The organism is Streptomyces ferrugineus (genome assembly GCF_015160855.1).
GTDB lineage: Bacteria > Actinomycetota > Actinomycetes > Streptomycetales > Streptomycetaceae > Streptomyces > Streptomyces ferrugineus.
In genome coordinates this window covers 6,228,712-6,245,741 of sequence record NZ_CP063373.1, presented here as the reverse complement: position 1 = coordinate 6,245,741, position 17,030 = coordinate 6,228,712, and the positions used below count along the sequence as shown (strand labels likewise).

The window sequence follows — 17,030 nt, the reverse complement described above, 5'->3', positions numbered from 1 at the left end:
GCCCGTCGGGCGCGCCGACTTCACTCGGCCAAGCCTCCAGTGGGCCGCTCCACGACAGGAGGGGCCGTTGGTCCCTGTCCGTGATCCCGGGCGGGGGCTGTTCGGCCCTACCCGGCCCCCGTACCCCTGTGGCGATCATGTGGCGGCGGCCGGGAAGCGCCGTACCGACCCCCGCACGTACGGCACTTCCCGGTTCGTCATGCGACATGAACCGATGGGGAGGACACCGTCCGGTGGACGAGGCACAGACAGAGCAGGCACGGCACGTGAAGGAGGCACGGACCCGCCCAGCGGTCCGCGCGCAGGCCGGGCCGGTGGCCGTACGGACGGCGAGCCGTCCTTCGTGGGTGGAGTGGCTGACCACCACCGACCACAAGAAGATCGGGACGATGTACCTGGTCAGCGCGTTCGCCTTCTTCATCGTCGGCGGCGCGATGGCGCTGATGATGCGCGCCGAACTCGCCCGCCCCGGCATGCAGATCATGTCGAACGAGCAGTTCAACCAGGCGTTCACCATGCACGGCTCGATCATGCTGCTGCTGTTCGCGATGCCGCTGTTCACGGGCTTCGCCAACTGGATCATGCCGCTGCAGATCGGCGCCCCGGACGTGGCCTTCCCCCGGCTGAACATGCTCGCCTTCTGGCTGTTCCTGTTCGGCTCGACGATCGCGGCCGCCGGCTTCCTCACCCCGGGCGGAGCCGCCGACTTCGGCTGGTTCCTGTACGCCCCGCTGTCCAACTCCGTCTACTCGCCGGGCCTCGGCGCCGACCTGTGGATCATGGGCGTGGCGCTCTCCGGGTTCGGCTCGATCGCCGGCGCGGTCAACTTCATCACCACGATCATCTGCATGCGCGCGCCCGGCATGACCATGTTCCGCATGCCGATCTTCACCTGGAACGTGCTGCTGACCGGCGTACTGATCCTGATCGTGTTCCCGGTGCTGGCCGCCGCGCTGTTCGCGCTGGAGTGCGACCGCAAGTTCGGCAGCCATGTCTTCGACGCGGCCAACGGCGGTGCGCTGCTGTGGCAGCACCTGTTCTGGTTCTTCGGCCATCCCGAGGTGTACATCCTGGCACTGCCGTTCTTCGGGATCGTCTCCGAGGTGATCCCGGTGTTCTCCCGCAAGCCGATGTTCGGCTACATGGGTCTGATAGGCGCGACGATCGCGATCGCCGGTCTCTCGGTGACGGTGTGGGCGCACCACATGTACGTCACCGGTGGTGTGCTGCTGCCGTTCTTCTCCTTCATGACCTTCCTGATCGCGGTGCCGACCGGCGTGAAGTTCTTCAACTGGATCGGCACGATGTGGAAGGGCTCGCTGAGCTTCGAGACGCCGATGCTGTGGGCCACCGGCTTTCTGGTCACCTTCACCTTCGGCGGTCTGACGGGCGTGATCCTCGCCTCGCCGCCGATGGACTTCCACGTGTCCGACACCTATTTCGTCGTGGCGCACTTCCACTACACGCTCTTCGGCACGGTCGTGTACGCGATGTTCGCCGGATTCCACTTCTGGTGGCCGAAGTTCACCGGCAAGCTGCTCGACGAGCGCCTCGGCAAGATCACCTTCTGGACGCTCACGGCGGGCTTCCACCTCACCTTCCTGGTCCAGCACTGGCTGGGCGCCGAGGGCATGCCGCGCCGATACGCCGACTACCTCGCCGCCGACGGCTTCACCGCCCTCAACACCCTGTCCTCGATCGGCTCGTTCGTGCTGGGCCTGTCGCTCCTGCCGTTCTTCTACAACGTCTGGAAGACGGCCAAGTACGGCAAGCGGGTCCAGGTCGACGACCCCTGGGGCTACGGCCGCTCGCTGGAGTGGGCCACCTCCTGCCCGCCCCCGCGGCACAACTTCGTCCTGCTGCCCCGGATCCGCTCCGAATCCCCGGCGCTCGACCTGCACCACCCCGAGATCGCCGAGGCAGAGGCGGTGCGGTGAGCCATGGCCCATGCCGTCCTGGCGCTGGGCGCCGCACTGGTGACCGCCTCCGGCTGTGTCTGGTACGTCCCCGCCCTCGCCGAACTGCGCGCCGGCGCCGACCGCCCGGACTTCCGCCGGACCGCGGCGGCCGCCTGCCTGACCGGCTGGTCCACGACGGCGGCCGTCGCCGTTCTCCTCCTCGTGGCCGACGCCTGGTGGGCGCCCGTGGGCACGGCCGCCGTGGGTGCCGCGGCCACGGCCGGACTGCGGATCCGCGCGGCCGTCCGGCGCCGCTACGAGGCCCGGGAGATCGCCCGCCACTGGGCGGCCCTGCGCCACACCGCGCCCCCGGACCACCGCGGCGACGGCCCCACGCGCTACACCTTCGTCGCCCTCGTCGGCTCCGGGCTGCTCGCCGCCCTGGTCGTCGCGGCCGTCCTGCTGGCCGCCGGGCCCGAGGACGGCGGGGACTGGCTGCTGGCCGTCACCGCTCCCGCCGCGGTCGTCGGAGTGTTCCTGGCTGTGGCGGCAACGCATGCGCGCGGGCGGAGCCACGCTGGCCGCTGAGCCGCTCCCGGGCAGACCGGGGGCTCGAACCGACCGATGTGCAGATCGCCACATAACGAATATCGGAATTGCGAAATTTTGCAATTGGTTAGATGCTGTGATGGCTGTGCCTGCAGGTAGCCGCGGGCACAGCCTTGCGTGTGCCCCCGCGGGGCGTTGAAGGAAGCCGAGGCGTCGTGTCCGTTCCGCTGTACCAGGCCGTGGTACGGGACCTCGTCCGCTCCGCACGAGAGGGCCAGGCGGTCGTCTACGCGCCGGCCGAACTGCGGGATGCCGAGGTCATCGCGCGATGAGCACCCTCCTCCGAAGCGCCTGGTCCCGCATCGCCTCGCTGCTCCCCTCCCGTACCGACGTGGCCGAGATGGGCCGCGGCCCGCGCCGGGATCTGCTGGCCGGACTGACCGTGGCCATCGTGGCCCTGCCGCTCGCCCTCGGCTTCGGCGTGTCCTCCGGGCTGGGGGCGGAGGCGGGCCTGGCGACCGCCGTCGTCGCGGGTGCGCTCGCGGCGGTGTTCGGCGGCTCGAACCTGCAGGTGTCGGGGCCGACCGGGGCGATGACCGTGGTGCTCGTCCCGATCGTCGGACAGTACGGGCCGGGCGGCGTCCTCACGGTCGGTCTGATGGCCGGCGTGATGCTCGTCGTCCTCGCCGCGCTGCGGGCCGGGAAGTACATGCGGTACGTGCCCGCCCCGGTCGTCGAGGGCTTCACGCTCGGCATCGCCTGCGTGATCGGTCTCCAGCAGATCCCGAACGCCCTCGGCGTGCCCAAGCCGGAGGGCGACCGGGTGCTCGTCGTCACCTGGCGGGCGATCGAGGAGTTCGCGAAGTCCCCGAACTGGACGGCCGTCGGCCTCGCCGTCGCGGTGGCCGTGGTGATGCTGGTCGGTGCCCGCTGGCGCCCCACCGTCCCGTTCTCCATCGTCGCCGTGATCGCGGCGACCGTCGTCACGCAGGTGGCCGGGCTGGACGCGGCGCCGCCGATCGGTGACCTCCCCGCCGGTCTGCCCGCACCCTCACTCGCCTTCCTCGACCTCGGCTCGCTGGGCACCCTGCTCGCCCCCGCCGTCGCGGTCGCCGCCCTGGCCGCGCTGGAGTCCCTGCTGTCGGCGTCCGTCGCCGACGGCATGACGGTCGGCCAGAAGCACGACCCGGACCGGGAGCTGTTCGGGCAGGGACTGGCCAACGTCGCCGCGCCCCTGTTCGGCGGAGTGCCGGCGACCGGCGCCATCGCGCGCACCGCCGTCAACGTCCGCACCGGCGCGAACTCCCGCCTCGCCGCCCTCACCCACGCCGCGATCCTCGCCGTGATCGTCTTCGCGGCGGCACCGCTCGTCTCCAGGATCCCGCTGGCCGCTCTCGCCGGCGTGCTGCTGGCCACCGCGGTCCGCATGGTCGAGGTCGGCTCACTCAGGGCGATGGCCAGGGCCACCCGTTCAGATGCGCTGATCCTCGTGCTGACCGCCGTGGCCACCCTCGCCCTGGACCTGGTCTACGCGGTGATCATCGGCCTGGTCGTCGCGGGCGCCCTCGCCCTGCGCGCCGTGGCCAAGCAGGCCCGCTTCGACCAGGTGCCGCTCGACCGGGGCGACCACAGCGTCGAGGAGCACACGCTGCTCGCCGAGCACATCGTCGCGTACCGCATCGACGGGCCGCTGTTCTTCGCCGCCGCGCACCGGTTCCTGCTGGAGCTGACCGAGGTCGCCGACGTACGGGTCGTCATCCTGCGCATGTCGCGGGTGTCGACGATGGACGCCACCGGCGCCCTGGTCCTGAAGGACGCCGTCCAGAAGCTGCGGCGGCGCGGCATCCTCGTCCTGGCGTCCGGGATACGCGCCGGCCAGCGTCAGGTCCTCGACTCCGTCGGCGCGCTGGACCTGCTGGGCCGGGAGGGCGGGGAGTACGCCACCACACCCGAGGCGATCCGGGCCGCCCGCGCCCACTTGGAGACCTCCGGCGTCCTGACCGCCGTGCCCGCCCAGCAGCCCCGAACGTCCAGCGAGGAAGGCCTTCGATGAGCAATCCCCCCGCCACTTCCCGCATGGTCGAGGTCTCCGGAGCGGAGGCCCTGTGGCTGCTGGAGGGCAGCAGCCTGGGGCGACTGGTGTACGTGCAGCGGGACCTGACCGCGGTGCGGCCCGCCCGTCATGTGTGGGAGTACGGCCGTCTGGTCGTGCGCACACCGGCCCCGGCCGCGGCGGTGCCCGCGACGGCGACCTACCACGTGGACGAGATCCGCGCCGTCGCCGGCACCGGCTGGACGCTCACCGTCTCCGGCCCCGCCGAGGTGATCACCGACCCCGACGAGGCCGCCCACTATCGGCGCACCCTCACCGGCTGGAGCCACGGACCGCACGACACCCTGCTGCGCCTGGCGCCCAAGTCGGTCGCCGGCTTCCGCCTCGCCCGCGCGGAGGTGTGATGCCGACGCGGCTCGAAGCCCTGCCCCACCGGCACGTGCTCACCCTCCCCAGCGAGCCGTCCGCCGTCCGCCTCGCCCGCGAGACCGCCGAACGGGCACTGGTGGAGTGGGGGATCGGCCTGGGCCACCCCACCGTCGGCCCCGCCCTGCTGATCCTGAGCGAGCTGGTCACCAACAGCGTCCGCCACGCGGCCGCGCTCTCCCCTCAGCTCACCGTGATCTACGCGGCCGGTGCCGACTGCCTGGCCCTCGCCGTCCACGACCGCCATCCCCATCGGCCCCTGCTGTACGGCGCGGTCACCGGCGTCGGGGCGGGTGGCCTGGCCACCGTCATGGAGCTGGTCCTCGGCCTCGGCGGCACCGCGGTCGTCCGTGCGGACGCCGACGGCAAGGGCAAGAGCATCTGGATCACCCTCCCTCTGACGGAACCCGAAGAGCGGCACACGCAAGGAAGTTCACGATCATGACCATCGAGTGGCGCTACACCGTCGAGCGGGATCTCGGCGTCCTCTCCGTCGCCGGCTACCTCGGCCCGGAGGCGGTCCGCCGCTTCAGTGGAGCGATCGGCTGGGTCGTCGCCCGCGGCGCCGGACCGGTCATCGTCGATCTGACCGAGCTGCGCGGCTGGTCGGCCGAGGGCCGGCTGGCCATCACCGAGGCCGCCCGCCGCCTCGCCGCGGCCGGCCGCGGTCTGGAGCTGGCCGCGATCCCCGCCGACGGCTCCCTCGTTCCCGACGGCGACTGCCCCGAGATCCCGGTCCACAGCGACCTGACGGCCGCCTTCTCCGCCCATGCCCGGCACTCCTCGGACCCCGAGGAAGGGCAGCAGGCGTGGCGCACCGACGGCTGGCCCACCTGACGTCCCCATCGGCTCACCGACTGAAAGACACTTGTGCCATGAACGACAGTCTTCCCCCCTGCCCCGAATGCTCCGGTGCCTACGCCTACGAGATGGGCGCGCTGCTGGTCTGCCCCGAATGCGGGCACGAGTGGTCGCCGTCCGAGGGATCCACGGCCGGTGCTGCGGACAAGGTGATCAGGGACTCGGTCGGCAACGTGCTCGCCGACGGCGACACCGTGACGGTCGTCAAGACCCTGAAGGTCAAGGGCAGTCCGACCGGCATCAAGGCCGGCACCAAGGTCCGCAACATCCGCCTCGTCGACGGCGTGGACGGGCACGACATCGACTGCAAGGTCGACGGGTTCGGCGCGATGCAGCTCAAGTCCGGCGTGGTCAAGAAGGCCTGACGGCGTCCGCACGCCGGTCACGGCCCTTCGACCGGGTGCCTCAGCGCAGCAGGCGGTAGCCGGTCACCAGCTCGGCCCGGATGCGTACGACATGCTCCATCTCCGTGTTGATCCACGGCGAGAGCTCGGCGTTGAAGCGGGACAGCTCCTGGGGCTCCGTCACCCGGCTCGCGGTGCCGGTGACCATCACGCTCCAGCCGGTCCGCGTGGCCGCGTCGATCTCGTCGGCCTCGTACACCACCACCTCCGACGCCCACGCCGACGCCAGCAGCGCGGCTCCGGCGTGGGTGCGGATGACGATGTCGCCGCCGTTGCTCACGAGGTGGTTGACCGGCCGGATCACCGGCAGTGCCTGATGGGTGAAGCCCACGCGTCCCATGGACACGCCGGCCAGCAGCCCGAGCGACTCCTCCCGGTCCAGTTCGACCATGCGGGAGCCGGCGGCGGAGGGAGAGGGCCGGGCGGTCATGACGGCTCCCCGCGGGCGGTCCGGTGCTCGGCCCCGCGCGGCCAGAGCACCTCGACGGCGACTCCGTGACTGCGGGCATAGGCCACGAGGTGGGCTGTCGCGTCCCGGCCGTTCGACGGTGAGCCGTCCCAGACGGCCAGCACGCGCGCGCAGGCGCGCAGCAGTTCCTCGTCCGCGCTCACGCAGGCACCGCGGTCGGCCGGGTCGAACTCCAGCAGGCGCACCTGCTCCGACAGCAGCAACAGCTCCCCGGCGGCCCTGCGATCGGGCTCGGTGAGCTGCGCGGGCACGCTGTTGTGGGACGGCAGGACCGTGACCAGGGCCAGCCCGGCCTTGCGGGCAGCCCGCGCGAAGGCGACCGGAAGTCCTCGCCCGGCCCGCACCACCCCGGCCCTGCCCGCCCGGGCGAAGTCGGCCAGCCGCGAGCGCAGCTCCTCCTCCAGCAGCGCGAGCGTCTGCGCGGTGAGATCGGGGTGCCCCACAACAGCGATCACTCCTGGTTTCCCTCTCTTCCCACCTCACAGCAGCTATGGCGACCGACTGGCAGACGCACGACCAGGGGTCCACTTGATCGTCTCCGGACGGGGTCCGGGTCCGCGAGGGTCTGCCGGGTCGGAGATAGGGCCGGTCGGCCCTTGCAGACCCTGCATCCGGCCTGTTCGCGCGCCGCGCGCCGCCGACGCGCACACTCACACGGGGACCTCGAACCGGACGAGAACGACCTTGCCGTCGTGATCGACGGCCGGCTCGGCGCTGACGTCCCCGTCGTAGTCGGCGGCCAGCTCGGCCACCATCCGCAGCCCGGTACCCATGCCCTCGAGGGTGAGATCGGGCAGCCGGGGCTCGGCGTCCGCGACGCTGACGACCAGCTGGTCGGCCGAGACCGTGAGCCCCACGTCCATCAGCGGCGAGTGCGCGGCGTGCCGCAGCACGTTGGTGACCAGCTCGCTGACCACGAGCAGCACCGCGTCCGCGAAGGCGGAGCCGGGAGCGACACCGACCTCGGCGAAGTGCTCGGCCACCGCCTCGCGGGCTTCGCGTACGGCGTCGGGCCCCACGCGCACCGAGGCGATGTGCCGGCGCACATGCGGGCGGACGTGCTCGACGCCGGCCGTGGGCCGGCCGCGGTGCCACGGCATCCGGAACCTGCGGGCGCCGTCCGTCACCGCGCCGCCTGCGTGCGGCGCAGCTCGTCGAGCAGGTCCTGGCGCCCGGCCAGCAGCACGGACAGGATCCGCCGGGCCGCGGCCAGCAGCTCCGCGACATCGCCGCCCGCCAGCTCGTAGACCACCGTGGAGCCGGTGCGGGTGGCGGTGACGATCCCGGAGCGGCGCAGCACCGCCAACTGCTGCGACAGATTGGAGGGCTCGACCTCGATCGCCGCGAGCAGATCACGGACCGGCTTGGGGCCGTCCTGCAGCAGCTCCAGTACCCGGATGCGCACGGGATGCCCGAGCATGCGGAAGAACTCCGCCTTCGCCTCGTACAGCGGAACCGGCATCTCGATCACCCCTCGTCCGCCACCGCTCCGTCGGCGCCGACATCGATGCCGTGCCGCCACGCCACACGCACCGCGTCGTCCAGCTCGTCCTGCGCCACGGCCACCTCGTAGGCGTCCTCGGCCTCCACAGCGACCGCGAGCGCGGCACGTGCCGCGCGCACCCGTTCCCTCAAGGCCTCGGCGAACCCGCCCACGAAGGACCTCCTCCCCGATGACCTGCCTGACCCGGCAACTATCGAATTGAAGAACTCTTCATGATGATAGAGGAGGGGGACGTCCCACCATGACGGCGATCACCGCGGCTCCGCAGGCGCGGCCGGCTCCGTGCCGCCCATGTCGAGCCGGAACGGCGGGTAGCTGTCGGTCATCAGCGCGGCGTAGGCGGCGACGCGCAGCACCCAGCGGTTCAGGCCCAGGATGAGGTCGAACAGGCTCGTCGGGTACTTCTCGGTGAAGGCCATGATCACCGCGGCGATCACCGCGAGCACGGCGACCAGCCCGCCGTCCCACCAGCCGAGGTGGTAGCCGCCGAGGAAGAAGCCGATCACGATGTAGTGCGGGATCGCCAGCAGCCACCACTTGACCAGCACCAGCCCACGGGAGAGGTGCTCGGGGTAGGCGATGTCCAGCCGTGCCGGGTAGTCGGGTTCCTCGCGCAGGCTGAACGGCGGGTAGCGGTCCGTGCCCAGGGCGCCGTACGAGTAGTACGCGACCCGCCAGCTCCAGCGCAGCACACCCAGGTTGAAGTCGAACAGGGCACGTGGGTAGCGCTCGGTGAACAGGATGGCGAAGAACGCCACCACGCTCACCGCGACGAACCCGATCCAGAGGAAGAGCAGCACCACGTAGTGCGGGATGACCAGGATCCACTTCACCAGCCACAGCCATCGCGACAGCGGCGCGTCGAGCACCGCGTTCACCCGGACCGGGCGGTCCGGGAATCCTGCCAGGGTCGTCATGGCGATCAGCTCCTTGACCCCGAGGGAGTGACGTGCTGAATCCGTTCTACGACCAGCGTGTCCACCGCCCGGGCCGAGCCGCGAGGGCCGAGTGGGTCCCACCGGGAGGCCCGATGGCCCGGGGCGCGGCTGGGAGGGACGCGCGGTGGACCTAGGGCCGTCAGGTCGTCTTGTGGCTCCAGCGGGGACCGATCAGGTCCCACTCCCTGCCCCACTGGCCGATACGGTGCCGATCGAGCACCCACCGCGCGGCGCCTCCGGCACCGAACGCCACGCCGGCCGCGGCGAGGGCGGCCGCGGCGCCCAGCAGCCCCGCTTGGGCCGCCGCCTCCGTCCGGCTCGGTGGGGCGGGGGTCAGGGCCCCCTGCTCGTCCGTCCAGAGCACGATCTTCCCTCCGGCCTTCTGCCCGGAGGCCACCAGCGTCTCGTCGGTGTGCACCGAGCCGTCGGGGGCCGTCCAGCGGACCTCCGCCTTGGCGCGGTAACCCCGGGCGGCGGCCTGCGGGGTGTCGGCGAGGAGCACGGCACGCACGGAGGTCCGTTCGGCGCGCTGCTGGGTGAAGACGCCGTCGGCGGCACCGGCCGTCACGACACCGGCGAACGTGCCGCCCACCGCGATGAGCGCCCAGACGGCGAGCACCAGCCATGCCTCGAGAACGTCGTCGCGCCGCCGCAGCGGGTTGCTCCGCCACCGCCACAGCCACCTCTTCGTACGCCTGCCGCCACGCATCGGTCCGCACCTCCCTGTCGCTGTCACTGCCAGGACCGTGACAGCCGCGAGCGCGTCCCGGCATGGGCCGATCAGGGGGCGTCAATGGGGCCGGTCGGGGCCAAGTCGCCGCACCGCGTGGGCCGTTCCGCCCCTGATTCGGAGGCGTGCCGGAGGGCCGCGCCGCCCGGCGCACTCCCGTACGGCCCGGCAGCGGTCGTACACCGTGCCCTGGTCGGCCCCGGACGAGGGACCATCGGCCCCTGACCCCCGTACCGACGGCCTCCCACTCTCGAAGGCACCCGGAATCCGTCCGACGCCCGTGCGGGAGGAGGGCTCCATGCACACCGCACCCCTGGACGCGGCGACCCTCGAAGCCTGTGTCTCGGCCGCTGTGGCCGCACCCTCGATCTTCAACACCCAGCCCTGGCGCTACCGGCTGGACACCGACACCGGCACCCTCGAGGTGCACGCCGCCCCGGAGCGGACCTTGCGCCACGCGGATCCCGTCGGCCGCGCCCTGCACATGTCAGTGGGTGCCTCGGTCTTCAACCTCCGGGTCGCGGTGGCCCACTTCGGCCGGTCACCCGTCGTACGGCTGCTGCCCAGCCCCGACCACCCCGGGCTGCTGGCCACCGTCCGGCCGACGGCGCCGCTGAACCGGCACACCGTCGGCCACCGCGCCGACCTCTACCCGGTGATCCGGCGCCGGCGCACCAGCCGCGTCCCCTTCTCCGGCCGTCCGCTCCCGTCACCCGTGGGCGCCGAACTCGCCGAAGCCGCCCACACCGAGGGCGCCTCGCTCACCTTCCCGGTGGCCGCCGAGACGGCCCGGCTGCTCCGCGTGGCCGCCGAGGCCGAGCAGCGCAACCGGGCCGACCCCGACCGCGGGCCGGAGAGTCGCCGCTGGGTGCACGCGGACCCGGACGACCCCGCCGACATCGGCCTCCCGCGGACGGCGCTCGGCCCGCAGGACGCGCGCGAACGCATCCCGCTGCGCGACTTCACCGCGCAGCGGCACTCCGAACGGCTGCCCGCCCGGGACTTCGAGACCACCCCGGTCATCGCCCTGCTGACGACCGAACACGACCGCCGCGCCGACTGGTTGCGCGCCGGCCAGGCCCTGGAGCACGTCCTGCTGCTGGCCACGGTCCACGGCCTGCGCGCGTCCCTGCTGCATCAGCCGATGGAGTGGCCCGACCTGCGCCGGGACCTGAACCCCGCACCGGACCACACCGGGCACGCGCAGATGCTGATCCGCCTCGGCTACGGCCCGGAGGGCCCCGCCACCCCGCGCCGCGACCAGCGAGTCGTGCTCGGCACGGGCCGGTAGGCGGTCCGCCGGGCGTCTCGCGCGGCACAGCAGGGCCGGTCGGCCCAAGCGGATACCGATCACAGTGGACACACTGGACATGCGGGGCCTTTCTGGCATCGCATCCCGCAGGCAACCCGGCCGTTCCGGCGGCCCGATGCAGAGGAGGCGAGAACCGTGCTCGGACAGGCGGCAGCAGGCGCCGCGAAGGTGCCGCCCGAAACCGCACGGGCCGATCTCGGCCGCCGTCTCATGCGCCGGCGGGCGGAACTGGGCCTGACGCGGCGTGACGTGGCCGTCCGGGCGGGCATGGCCCCCGGCTATCTCCGCTATCTGGAGGAGTCCCCGGCCGCCGCACCGAGCATCAGCGCCCTCGTGCGACTCGCGGGCGCCCTGCGGACGAGCGTGACGGTGCTCACCGGCGGCGACGTCGACCTGCCGCCCGGCCGGGGGAGGGCCGCCCGGAACGCGGAGTTCGTGGAGCTCGGCGTCGAGGAGTGCTGGCGGCGGCTGTCGACCCACGGTGTGGGCAGGCTGGCGGTGACCCGGGCCGAGGGGCCGGTGGTGCTCCCCGTCAACTACAGCGTCGTGGACGGCTCGATCGTCTTCAGGACCGCGCCCGGCTCCGTTCCCTCACAGGTTCTCGGCACCCGAGTCGGCTTCGAAGTCGACCACATCGACGAGGCGTTCAGCCGGGGCTGGAGCGTGCTGGTGCGCGGCCGTGCCCGCGGTGTGACGGATCCCGAAGCCAGGCGCCGGCTGGAGGAGCGGGCGTACAGCAAGCCCTGGGCGGGCGACGGGCGCGACATGTGGGTGTGCGTCGACCCGGTCGAGATCACCGGCCGCGAGATCAGGGAGCGCTCGCCCGCGCACAGGTGAGATCCCGTGCCCCGGCCGGCCGCGCTGTGGTGGACTGGGCGCCATGGAAGCGCGGGTGGTCGGGGTGGACGTCGGCTCGGTTGCCCTCGGGCGGTTCGCCTGGGCGGCACTCGACGCGCCGGCACTGTCGCTCACCGGCCAGGGGACCGACCCCGAGTCGGCGGTCCGGGCGCTGGCCGCGGCCCTGACCTCCGGCGGCCGGGCGGCACTCGTGCTGGAGGCACCCATGTCCGTGCCGGTTCCGGTCACCGACCGGGCCGACGGATGGCAGGCGCTCGGCCGGGCCCGCACCGGCGAGGGGAACCGCCCGTGGTCGGCGGGCGCCGGCGCCGGCGTGCTGGCCACCGGAGTCGCACAGGCCGCCTGGATGCTGGGCCGGGTCGTCGACGCCGTACCCGGCGTGGCGGCGACCACCCGGCCGGACCGGTGGACGGCCGCGCACGGCCCGCGGCTGCTCCTCACCGAGGCCCTGGTGTCCGGCGCGGGAAAGCCCGTGCCCACGGAGGCCGGACCGCACGCGGCCGACGCGGAGGCGGCGGCCCGGATCCTGGCCGAGCGCCTGCCGCGGCTGCCCGCCCTCGCGTCCGACGTGAACTGCGCCCCGCACCGCCCCTTCAATCTGCTCGCCGCCGCCGCGCTGTGGGCGGGCCTGGACATCCCTCGCGACGAACTCCACCAGGACGTGCTGGTCCTGGTGGCCCGTCCCGCCGCCCAGGGGGACGCCGGTCGGCGGTAGCCGCCGCCCGAGTGCCGGTGCGGGACAGACGTCCCTGCCGCAGGGCCGCTCGCCGTCAGGGCCGGGACTCACGGCCCCTCACCGCCGGGCGCGGCCGGGCGACACGATGGAGTCCACAAGGCAGCTTCAGGCGAAAGACGGACTGGCCATGTACCCCAACGACGGTTTCCGTGAGCTCGATCGGCGGGAGTGCCTGCGCATGCTGGCGAAGGCGCCTGTCGGCCGTATCGTCTACACCCGCTTCGCCCTGCCCGCCGTACTGCCGGTCAACTTCTGTCTGGACCCCGGCGGTGCGGTCCTGCTGCGGACGTCGGCGGCCTCGGAGCTGGCCCGCGCCGTCGACGGCGCGGTGGTCGCCTTCGAGGCGGACGCGTTCGATGCCGCCGCGCGGTCCGGCTGGAGCGTGGTCGTCACCGGCCGGGCCGGCGTGGTGCGGGACCCGGCCGAGCACGCGCGCCTGTGCCGGGAGGGACCCCGCTCCTGGGTGCCCTCGCCCGAGGAGGTGTTCGTGCGGGTCGAACCCGATCTGATCACCGGACGGGAACTCGTCGGCGGCCGCACGATGTACGGCGTGCACCTCGCCTCCTGAGGCGGAGCCTCACCCACTGGACGGGGGACGGCTGACCGGAGGCTGAGAACAGGGACGTTCGGCCCCTTCCCGCGGGCCGCGCGGCCCCTCCGATCCCGGGCGTCGAAGCGGGACATTGAGGGCGCGACGCGAGTCGTCGACGTCTCGAGCGGCACGCCTGGAAGGGATGAGCACCATGGCAGTCCACGACCACCCTCACCGGCACCCGGGGTTCCGCTTCCCGTCGCTGCGCGGGACCGGCACGGCACCCGCGGCGGCCGCCACGACGACGGCGACCGCGACGAGCGCGTACGTCTTCGCGTCCCTGCGCCTGCTGACCGGGTTCGTCTTCCTGTGGGCGTTCCTGGACAAGGCCTTCGGCCTCGGCTACGCCACCCGGTCCGGCAACGGCTGGATCGACGGCGGCTCGCCCACCAAGGGCTTCCTCAGCGGTGTCGCGGCCGGGCCGATGGAGTCCACGTTCCACGACTGGGCCGGGGCCGGCTGGGCGGACTGGCTGTTCATGCTGGGCCTGCTCGGCATCGGCCTGGCGCTGGTCCTGGGCATCGGGCTGCGGCTGGCCGCCGTCGCGGGCACGTTGATGATGGCGCTGATGTGGATCGCCGAGTGGCCGCCGGCCAAGCACCTCTCCGACGGCTCGCCGAGCATGTCGACCAACCCGTTCGCCGAGTACCACGTCGTCTACGCCGTCGTCCTGATCGCCCTCGCGGCTGTGGGAGCCGGAGCGGTCTGGGGACTCGGCAGGGCGTGGGCACGCCTGCCGTTCGTCAGCCGTCACCGGTGGCTGCTCTGACCTTCGGCATCCGTGGCGCTTCGGGGCCGACCGGCCCTGGTCTTTCGGCCCGTCGGCGAGAAGGATCCAGTGAGGGAGCCGGTACCGTCGACGACGGGGCATCGGTGTGAGACCGCAGGACCGTGAACCAGACACAAGGAGCATCCCGATGGCTGACAGCGAGCAGGCCGACCCCGGCAACCCGATCCGGGTCTTCCTGCTGGACGACCACGAGGTGGTACGGCGGGGGGTGCACGACCTGCTGAACGACGAACCGGACATCAGCGTGGTCGGCGAGGCCGCCACCGCCGAGCAGGCACTCGTCCGCGTCCCCGCCCTGCGCCCGCAGGTCGCGGTGCTCGATGTCCGACTGCCGGACGGCGACGGTGTGACCGTGTGCCGCGAGCTGCGCTCGCGACTGCCCGACCTGGCGTGCCTGATGCTGACCTCGTTCGACGACGAGGAGGCCCTGCTGGACTCGATCATGGCCGGGGCGTCCGGATACGTGCTGAAGCAGATCCAGGGATCCGACCTGGTGGCGGCCGTGCGCACGGTGGCCCGCGGCCAGTCGCTGCTCGACCCGAGCGCCACCACCAAGCTGATGGCCCGGTTGCGCGAGGGGGAGCAGAAGGAGGAGGAGCCGGACGCCCTGCCGGGACTGACCGACCGGGAGCGGGAGATCCTGGAGCTGATCGGAGAAGGGCTGACCAACCGGCAGATCGGGCAGCGCCTCTTCTTGGCGGAGAAGACGGTCAAGAACCACATCTCCCGCCTGCTGGCCAAGCTCGGCGTGGAGCGGCGCATCCAGGCCGCGGTGATCGCCACCCAGGCCCGCGACAGGCTCAAGCAGGACGGCCACTGAGCCCTGCCGACGCGATGCCCGGCTCCCGGCCGCCGGACCTGATCCCGTATCGTCCCTGCGCAGCACCACTACGTGACACATGACGGGCAGGTTCGGCCGCGGGTGTGTCGAGGGGATCGGAGGACCGCCGGTGGGAAGCTCCGAGGAGTCCGGGGAGGCCCGCGTACGGCTGCCGCAGCTCAGGCTGGACGAGTTGCTGGAGGAGCTGCAGGCCCGGCTGGACGCGGCCCGGGGCACCCGCGACCGGGTGCACAGCCTGCTGGAGGCGGTGCTCTCGGTCGGCCGGGAGCTGGACCTGGAGCAGGCGCTGAAGAGCATCGTCGAGGCCGCGGCGGCGCTGGTCGACGCGCAGTACGCCGCGCTCGGCGTGATCGGCCCCGACGGCAAGGGGATCGCGGACTTCCTCACGGTCGGCGTCACCGAGGAACAGGCCGCGAAGATCGGCCACTACCCGGAGGGGCACGGCATCCTCGGCGAGCTGATCCGCCATCCCGAGCCGCTGCGGCTGACCAGGCTCTCCGAGCACCCGGCCTCGTACGGCTTCCCGGCGCACCATCCCCCGATGAACTCCTTCCTCGGCGTTCCGATCCGGGTCCGGGACCAGGTCTTCGGCAACCTCTACCTGACCGAGAAGCGGGGCGGGGCGCAGTTCGACGAGGAGGACGAGTCGGTGCTGTCCACCCTGGCCGTGGCGGCCGGTGTGGCGATCGACAACGCCCGTCTGTACGAGGAGTCCCGGCTGCGCGAGCGCTGGCTGCGGGCGAGCGCCGAGATCACGCACAGTCTGATGTCCGGCAGCGACCGCGGCGAGGTCCTCGGGCTGATCGCCGAACGGGCCCGGGAGATCACCGGCGCGGCCCTCGCCGTGGTCGCGGTGCCCATGGAGGGCACCGACTCGCTGACCGTGGAACTGGCCATCGGGCGCGAGGCGGAGGCGCACCGGGGTCTGGTCCTGCCCGTGGACGGCAGCCTGATCGGCAAGGCCTTCGCGGACGCCACGCTGGTCTCCAGCCCGGACATCTCCGAGGACGAGCGGAGCGAGACGTGGAGCCGCCCGGCCGAAGGGCCGGGCAAGGCCGCCCCGGGTTCGCGGCGCTTCACCGGCCTGGGGCCGGCCGTGGCGGTGCCCATCGGCGCCGGCGAGGGACTGAGGGGTGTCGTGCTGCTCGTGCGGGCGGTGGACCAGCCGGTGTTCGCCGAGCGGGAGACCGAGCCGCTGCGGGGTTTCGCCGCCCAGGCCGCGGTCGCGATGGAACTGGCCGAGCGCCGCGCGGACGCGGAGCGGATCGCGGTGCTCCAGGACCGCGACCGCATCGCCCGCGACCTGCACGACCTGGCGATCCAGCGGCTGTTCGCCACGGGGATGACGCTGCAGAGCGCCGGGCGGTTCATCGAGCACCAGCAGGCCTCGGACCGCGTCGCACGGGCGGTGGAGGACCTGGACGAGACCATCAAGATCATCCGGTCGACCATCTTCGGGCTGCGGGAACGCGAGGGCGCGGGCGGCCCCGGCCTGCGGGCCCGTGCGGTGCGCGTGGTCGGCGAGGCCGCACCGGTGCTGGGCTTCGCGCCCGGCGTGCGGATGGAAGGTCTGCTGGACACCCACGTGCCCAAGGAGGTCGCCGACCATGTGGTGGCCGTCCTCTCCGAGGCCCTGACCAACGTCGCCCGCCACGCCCACGCGGACCGCGCCGAGGTCGTACTCGAGACCGACGGCAGGGAGGTGCGCCTGACCGTCTCCGACACCGGCGTGGGCATCCCTGCCGACGGCCGCCGCAGTGGCCTGCGCAACATGGCGGAACGCGCCGCGCAGTTGGGTGGCGCGCTGCGGGTGGACTGCCCCGCCGGTGGCGGCACGACGCTGGTGTGGCGGGTGCCGGTGGGGGAGCGGTAGGGCCCGCATGGGCCGGTCAGGACCCCGGTAGGGCCGTTCGGTCCCTGTCGTGCCGTTCCGTGCGCTGCGAGGGTGGTGCCGAGTCCGGCGAGGCGGATCTGCTGATGGGGGGATCGCCTCGGACGGCCTCCCGGAAAGGGCAGGGCCGCGTTCCCCTGCCCTGCGTGCCGGGCCTGCGCGGATCGTGGGGGGCGGG

At 72.8% G+C, this 17,030-nt stretch carries 21 protein-coding genes; 14 read left to right on the top strand and 7 right to left on the bottom strand.

Going from position 1 to position 17,030, the window contains the following annotated elements; translation table 11 throughout:
• Positions 1–233 precede the first annotated feature (233 nt).
• From ctaD to IM697_RS28185, 7 genes are all read left to right on the top strand, one after another.
• Positions 234–1,937 (top strand): aa3-type cytochrome oxidase subunit I, encoded by a 1,704-nt coding sequence (gene ctaD / locus IM697_RS28215; protein WP_194038915.1) that lies wholly within the window; start codon positions 234–236, stop codon positions 1,935–1,937.
• Positions 1,938–1,940: 3 nt separating this feature from the next.
• Complete coding sequence (locus IM697_RS28210) at positions 1,941–2,486, top strand: hypothetical protein (RefSeq protein ID WP_194038914.1); 546 nt, start codon at positions 1,941–1,943, stop codon at positions 2,484–2,486.
• 289 nt (positions 2,487–2,775) lie between these two features.
• Positions 2,776–4,500: a SulP family inorganic anion transporter gene (locus tag IM697_RS28205; protein WP_194038913.1), complete on the top strand. Its 1,725-nt coding sequence runs from the start codon at positions 2,776–2,778 to the stop codon at positions 4,498–4,500.
• A complete protein-coding gene (locus tag IM697_RS28200; protein WP_194038912.1) occupies positions 4,497–4,904 on the top strand; it encodes a pyridoxamine 5'-phosphate oxidase family protein in 408 nt (135 codons plus the stop codon). The genes IM697_RS28205 and IM697_RS28200 overlap by 4 nt, the downstream gene beginning before the upstream one ends.
• Positions 4,904–5,371: an ATP-binding protein gene (locus tag IM697_RS28195; protein ID WP_194038911.1), complete on the top strand. Its 468-nt coding sequence runs from the start codon at positions 4,904–4,906 to the stop codon at positions 5,369–5,371. The genes IM697_RS28200 and IM697_RS28195 overlap by 1 nt, the downstream gene beginning before the upstream one ends.
• A complete protein-coding gene (locus IM697_RS28190; protein WP_194038910.1) occupies positions 5,368–5,763 on the top strand; it encodes an anti-sigma factor antagonist in 396 nt (131 codons plus the stop codon). Before IM697_RS28195 ends, IM697_RS28190 begins: the two co-directional genes overlap by 4 nt.
• A 38-nt stretch (positions 5,764–5,801) precedes the next feature.
• A complete protein-coding gene (locus IM697_RS28185) occupies positions 5,802–6,152 on the top strand; it encodes a zinc ribbon domain-containing protein YjdM (protein WP_194038909.1) in 351 nt (116 codons plus the stop codon).
• Between the two features lie 40 nt (positions 6,153–6,192).
• Here IM697_RS28185 and IM697_RS28180 read toward each other — a convergent pair whose 3' ends face one another.
• The 7 genes from IM697_RS28180 to IM697_RS28150 form a co-directional block, all read right to left on the bottom strand.
• A complete protein-coding gene (locus IM697_RS28180; protein ID WP_194038908.1) occupies positions 6,193–6,621 on the bottom strand; it encodes a pyridoxamine 5'-phosphate oxidase family protein in 429 nt (142 codons plus the stop codon).
• Entirely contained in the window at positions 6,618–7,115 is a 498-nt protein-coding gene (locus IM697_RS28175) for a hypothetical protein (protein WP_194038907.1), read from the bottom strand. Before IM697_RS28175 ends, IM697_RS28180 begins: the two co-directional genes overlap by 4 nt.
• Positions 7,116–7,310: 195 nt before the next feature.
• Positions 7,311–7,787 (bottom strand): ATP-binding protein, encoded by a 477-nt coding sequence (locus IM697_RS28170; protein ID WP_228044200.1) that lies wholly within the window; start codon positions 7,785–7,787, stop codon positions 7,311–7,313.
• The gene (locus tag IM697_RS28165) at positions 7,784–8,122 is read right to left on the bottom strand and encodes an ArsR/SmtB family transcription factor (RefSeq protein ID WP_194038906.1); all 339 of its coding nucleotides are present in this window, start codon (positions 8,120–8,122) and stop codon (positions 7,784–7,786) included. Before IM697_RS28165 ends, IM697_RS28170 begins: the two co-directional genes overlap by 4 nt.
• Positions 8,123–8,127: 5 nt before the next feature.
• On the bottom strand, positions 8,128–8,316 hold the full coding sequence (locus IM697_RS28160) for a hypothetical protein (protein WP_194038905.1): 189 nt from the start codon (positions 8,314–8,316) through the stop codon (positions 8,128–8,130).
• A 99-nt stretch (positions 8,317–8,415) separates the two neighbouring features.
• Positions 8,416–9,081, bottom strand: coding sequence for a DUF4389 domain-containing protein (locus IM697_RS28155; protein ID WP_194038904.1), 666 nt, complete (start codon positions 9,079–9,081; stop codon positions 8,416–8,418).
• A gap of 160 nt (positions 9,082–9,241) precedes the next feature.
• Positions 9,242–9,811 (bottom strand): Rv1733c family protein, encoded by a 570-nt coding sequence (locus IM697_RS28150; protein ID WP_194038903.1) that lies wholly within the window; start codon positions 9,809–9,811, stop codon positions 9,242–9,244.
• Positions 9,812–10,130: 319 nt separating this feature from the next.
• On the opposite strand from IM697_RS28150, the gene IM697_RS28145 reads away from it, so the two are divergent.
• The 7 genes from IM697_RS28145 (at position 10,131) to IM697_RS28115 (ending at position 16,834) form a co-directional block, all read left to right on the top strand.
• Positions 10,131–11,123, top strand: coding sequence for an Acg family FMN-binding oxidoreductase (locus tag IM697_RS28145; protein WP_194038902.1), 993 nt, complete (start codon positions 10,131–10,133; stop codon positions 11,121–11,123).
• A 231-nt stretch (positions 11,124–11,354) separates the two neighbouring features.
• Positions 11,355–11,981 carry a helix-turn-helix domain-containing protein gene (locus tag IM697_RS28140; protein ID WP_265582750.1) on the top strand — a complete coding sequence of 209 codons (627 nt, stop codon included), beginning with the start codon at positions 11,355–11,357 and terminating at the stop codon, positions 11,979–11,981.
• Between the two features lie 43 nt (positions 11,982–12,024).
• A complete protein-coding gene (locus IM697_RS28135) occupies positions 12,025–12,717 on the top strand; it encodes a hypothetical protein (RefSeq protein ID WP_194038900.1) in 693 nt (230 codons plus the stop codon).
• Positions 12,718–12,865: 148 nt separating this feature from the next.
• Complete coding sequence (locus IM697_RS28130; protein WP_194038899.1) at positions 12,866–13,306, top strand: pyridoxamine 5'-phosphate oxidase family protein; 441 nt, start codon at positions 12,866–12,868, stop codon at positions 13,304–13,306.
• A 175-nt stretch (positions 13,307–13,481) separates the two neighbouring features.
• On the top strand, positions 13,482–14,099 hold the full coding sequence (locus IM697_RS28125; protein ID WP_194038898.1) for a DoxX family membrane protein: 618 nt from the start codon (positions 13,482–13,484) through the stop codon (positions 14,097–14,099).
• 148 nt (positions 14,100–14,247) lie between these two features.
• Positions 14,248–14,940 (top strand): response regulator, encoded by a 693-nt coding sequence (locus IM697_RS28120; protein WP_194038897.1) that lies wholly within the window; start codon positions 14,248–14,250, stop codon positions 14,938–14,940.
• Between the two features lie 130 nt (positions 14,941–15,070).
• Entirely contained in the window at positions 15,071–16,834 is a 1,764-nt protein-coding gene (locus tag IM697_RS28115; protein ID WP_194038896.1) for a GAF domain-containing sensor histidine kinase, read from the top strand.
• The last annotated feature ends 196 nt before the right edge of the window (positions 16,835–17,030 follow it).

Bases quoted from the DNA above. Each gene is read 5' to 3' on its own strand.
- IM697_RS28210 (WP_194038914.1), top strand. From the start codon at position 1,941: ATGGCCCATGCCGTCCTGGCGCTGGGCGCCGCACTGGTGACCGCCTCC.
- IM697_RS28205 (WP_194038913.1), top strand. From the start codon at position 2,776: ATGAGCACCCTCCTCCGAAGCGCCTGGTCCCGCATCGCCTCGCTGCTC.
- IM697_RS28200 (WP_194038912.1), top strand. From the start codon at position 4,497: ATGAGCAATCCCCCCGCCACTTCCCGCATGGTCGAGGTCTCCGGAGCG.
- IM697_RS28195 (WP_194038911.1), top strand. From the start codon at position 4,904: ATGCCGACGCGGCTCGAAGCCCTGCCCCACCGGCACGTGCTCACCCTC.
- IM697_RS28190 (WP_194038910.1), top strand. From the start codon at position 5,368: ATGACCATCGAGTGGCGCTACACCGTCGAGCGGGATCTCGGCGTCCTC.
- IM697_RS28185 (WP_194038909.1), top strand. From the start codon at position 5,802: ATGAACGACAGTCTTCCCCCCTGCCCCGAATGCTCCGGTGCCTACGCC.
- IM697_RS28180 (WP_194038908.1), bottom strand. From the start codon at position 6,621: ATGACCGCCCGGCCCTCTCCCTCCGCCGCCGGCTCCCGCATGGTCGAA.
- IM697_RS28165 (WP_194038906.1), bottom strand. From the start codon at position 8,122: ATGCCGGTTCCGCTGTACGAGGCGAAGGCGGAGTTCTTCCGCATGCTC.
- IM697_RS28155 (WP_194038904.1), bottom strand. From the start codon at position 9,081: ATGACGACCCTGGCAGGATTCCCGGACCGCCCGGTCCGGGTGAACGCG.
- IM697_RS28150 (WP_194038903.1), bottom strand. From the start codon at position 9,811: ATGCGTGGCGGCAGGCGTACGAAGAGGTGGCTGTGGCGGTGGCGGAGC.
- IM697_RS28145 (WP_194038902.1), top strand. From the start codon at position 10,131: ATGCACACCGCACCCCTGGACGCGGCGACCCTCGAAGCCTGTGTCTCG.
- IM697_RS28140 (WP_265582750.1), top strand. From the start codon at position 11,355: ATGCGCCGGCGGGCGGAACTGGGCCTGACGCGGCGTGACGTGGCCGTC.
- IM697_RS28135 (WP_194038900.1), top strand. From the start codon at position 12,025: ATGGAAGCGCGGGTGGTCGGGGTGGACGTCGGCTCGGTTGCCCTCGGG.
- IM697_RS28130 (WP_194038899.1), top strand. From the start codon at position 12,866: ATGTACCCCAACGACGGTTTCCGTGAGCTCGATCGGCGGGAGTGCCTG.
- IM697_RS28125 (WP_194038898.1), top strand. From the start codon at position 13,482: ATGGCAGTCCACGACCACCCTCACCGGCACCCGGGGTTCCGCTTCCCG.
- IM697_RS28120 (WP_194038897.1), top strand. From the start codon at position 14,248: ATGGCTGACAGCGAGCAGGCCGACCCCGGCAACCCGATCCGGGTCTTC.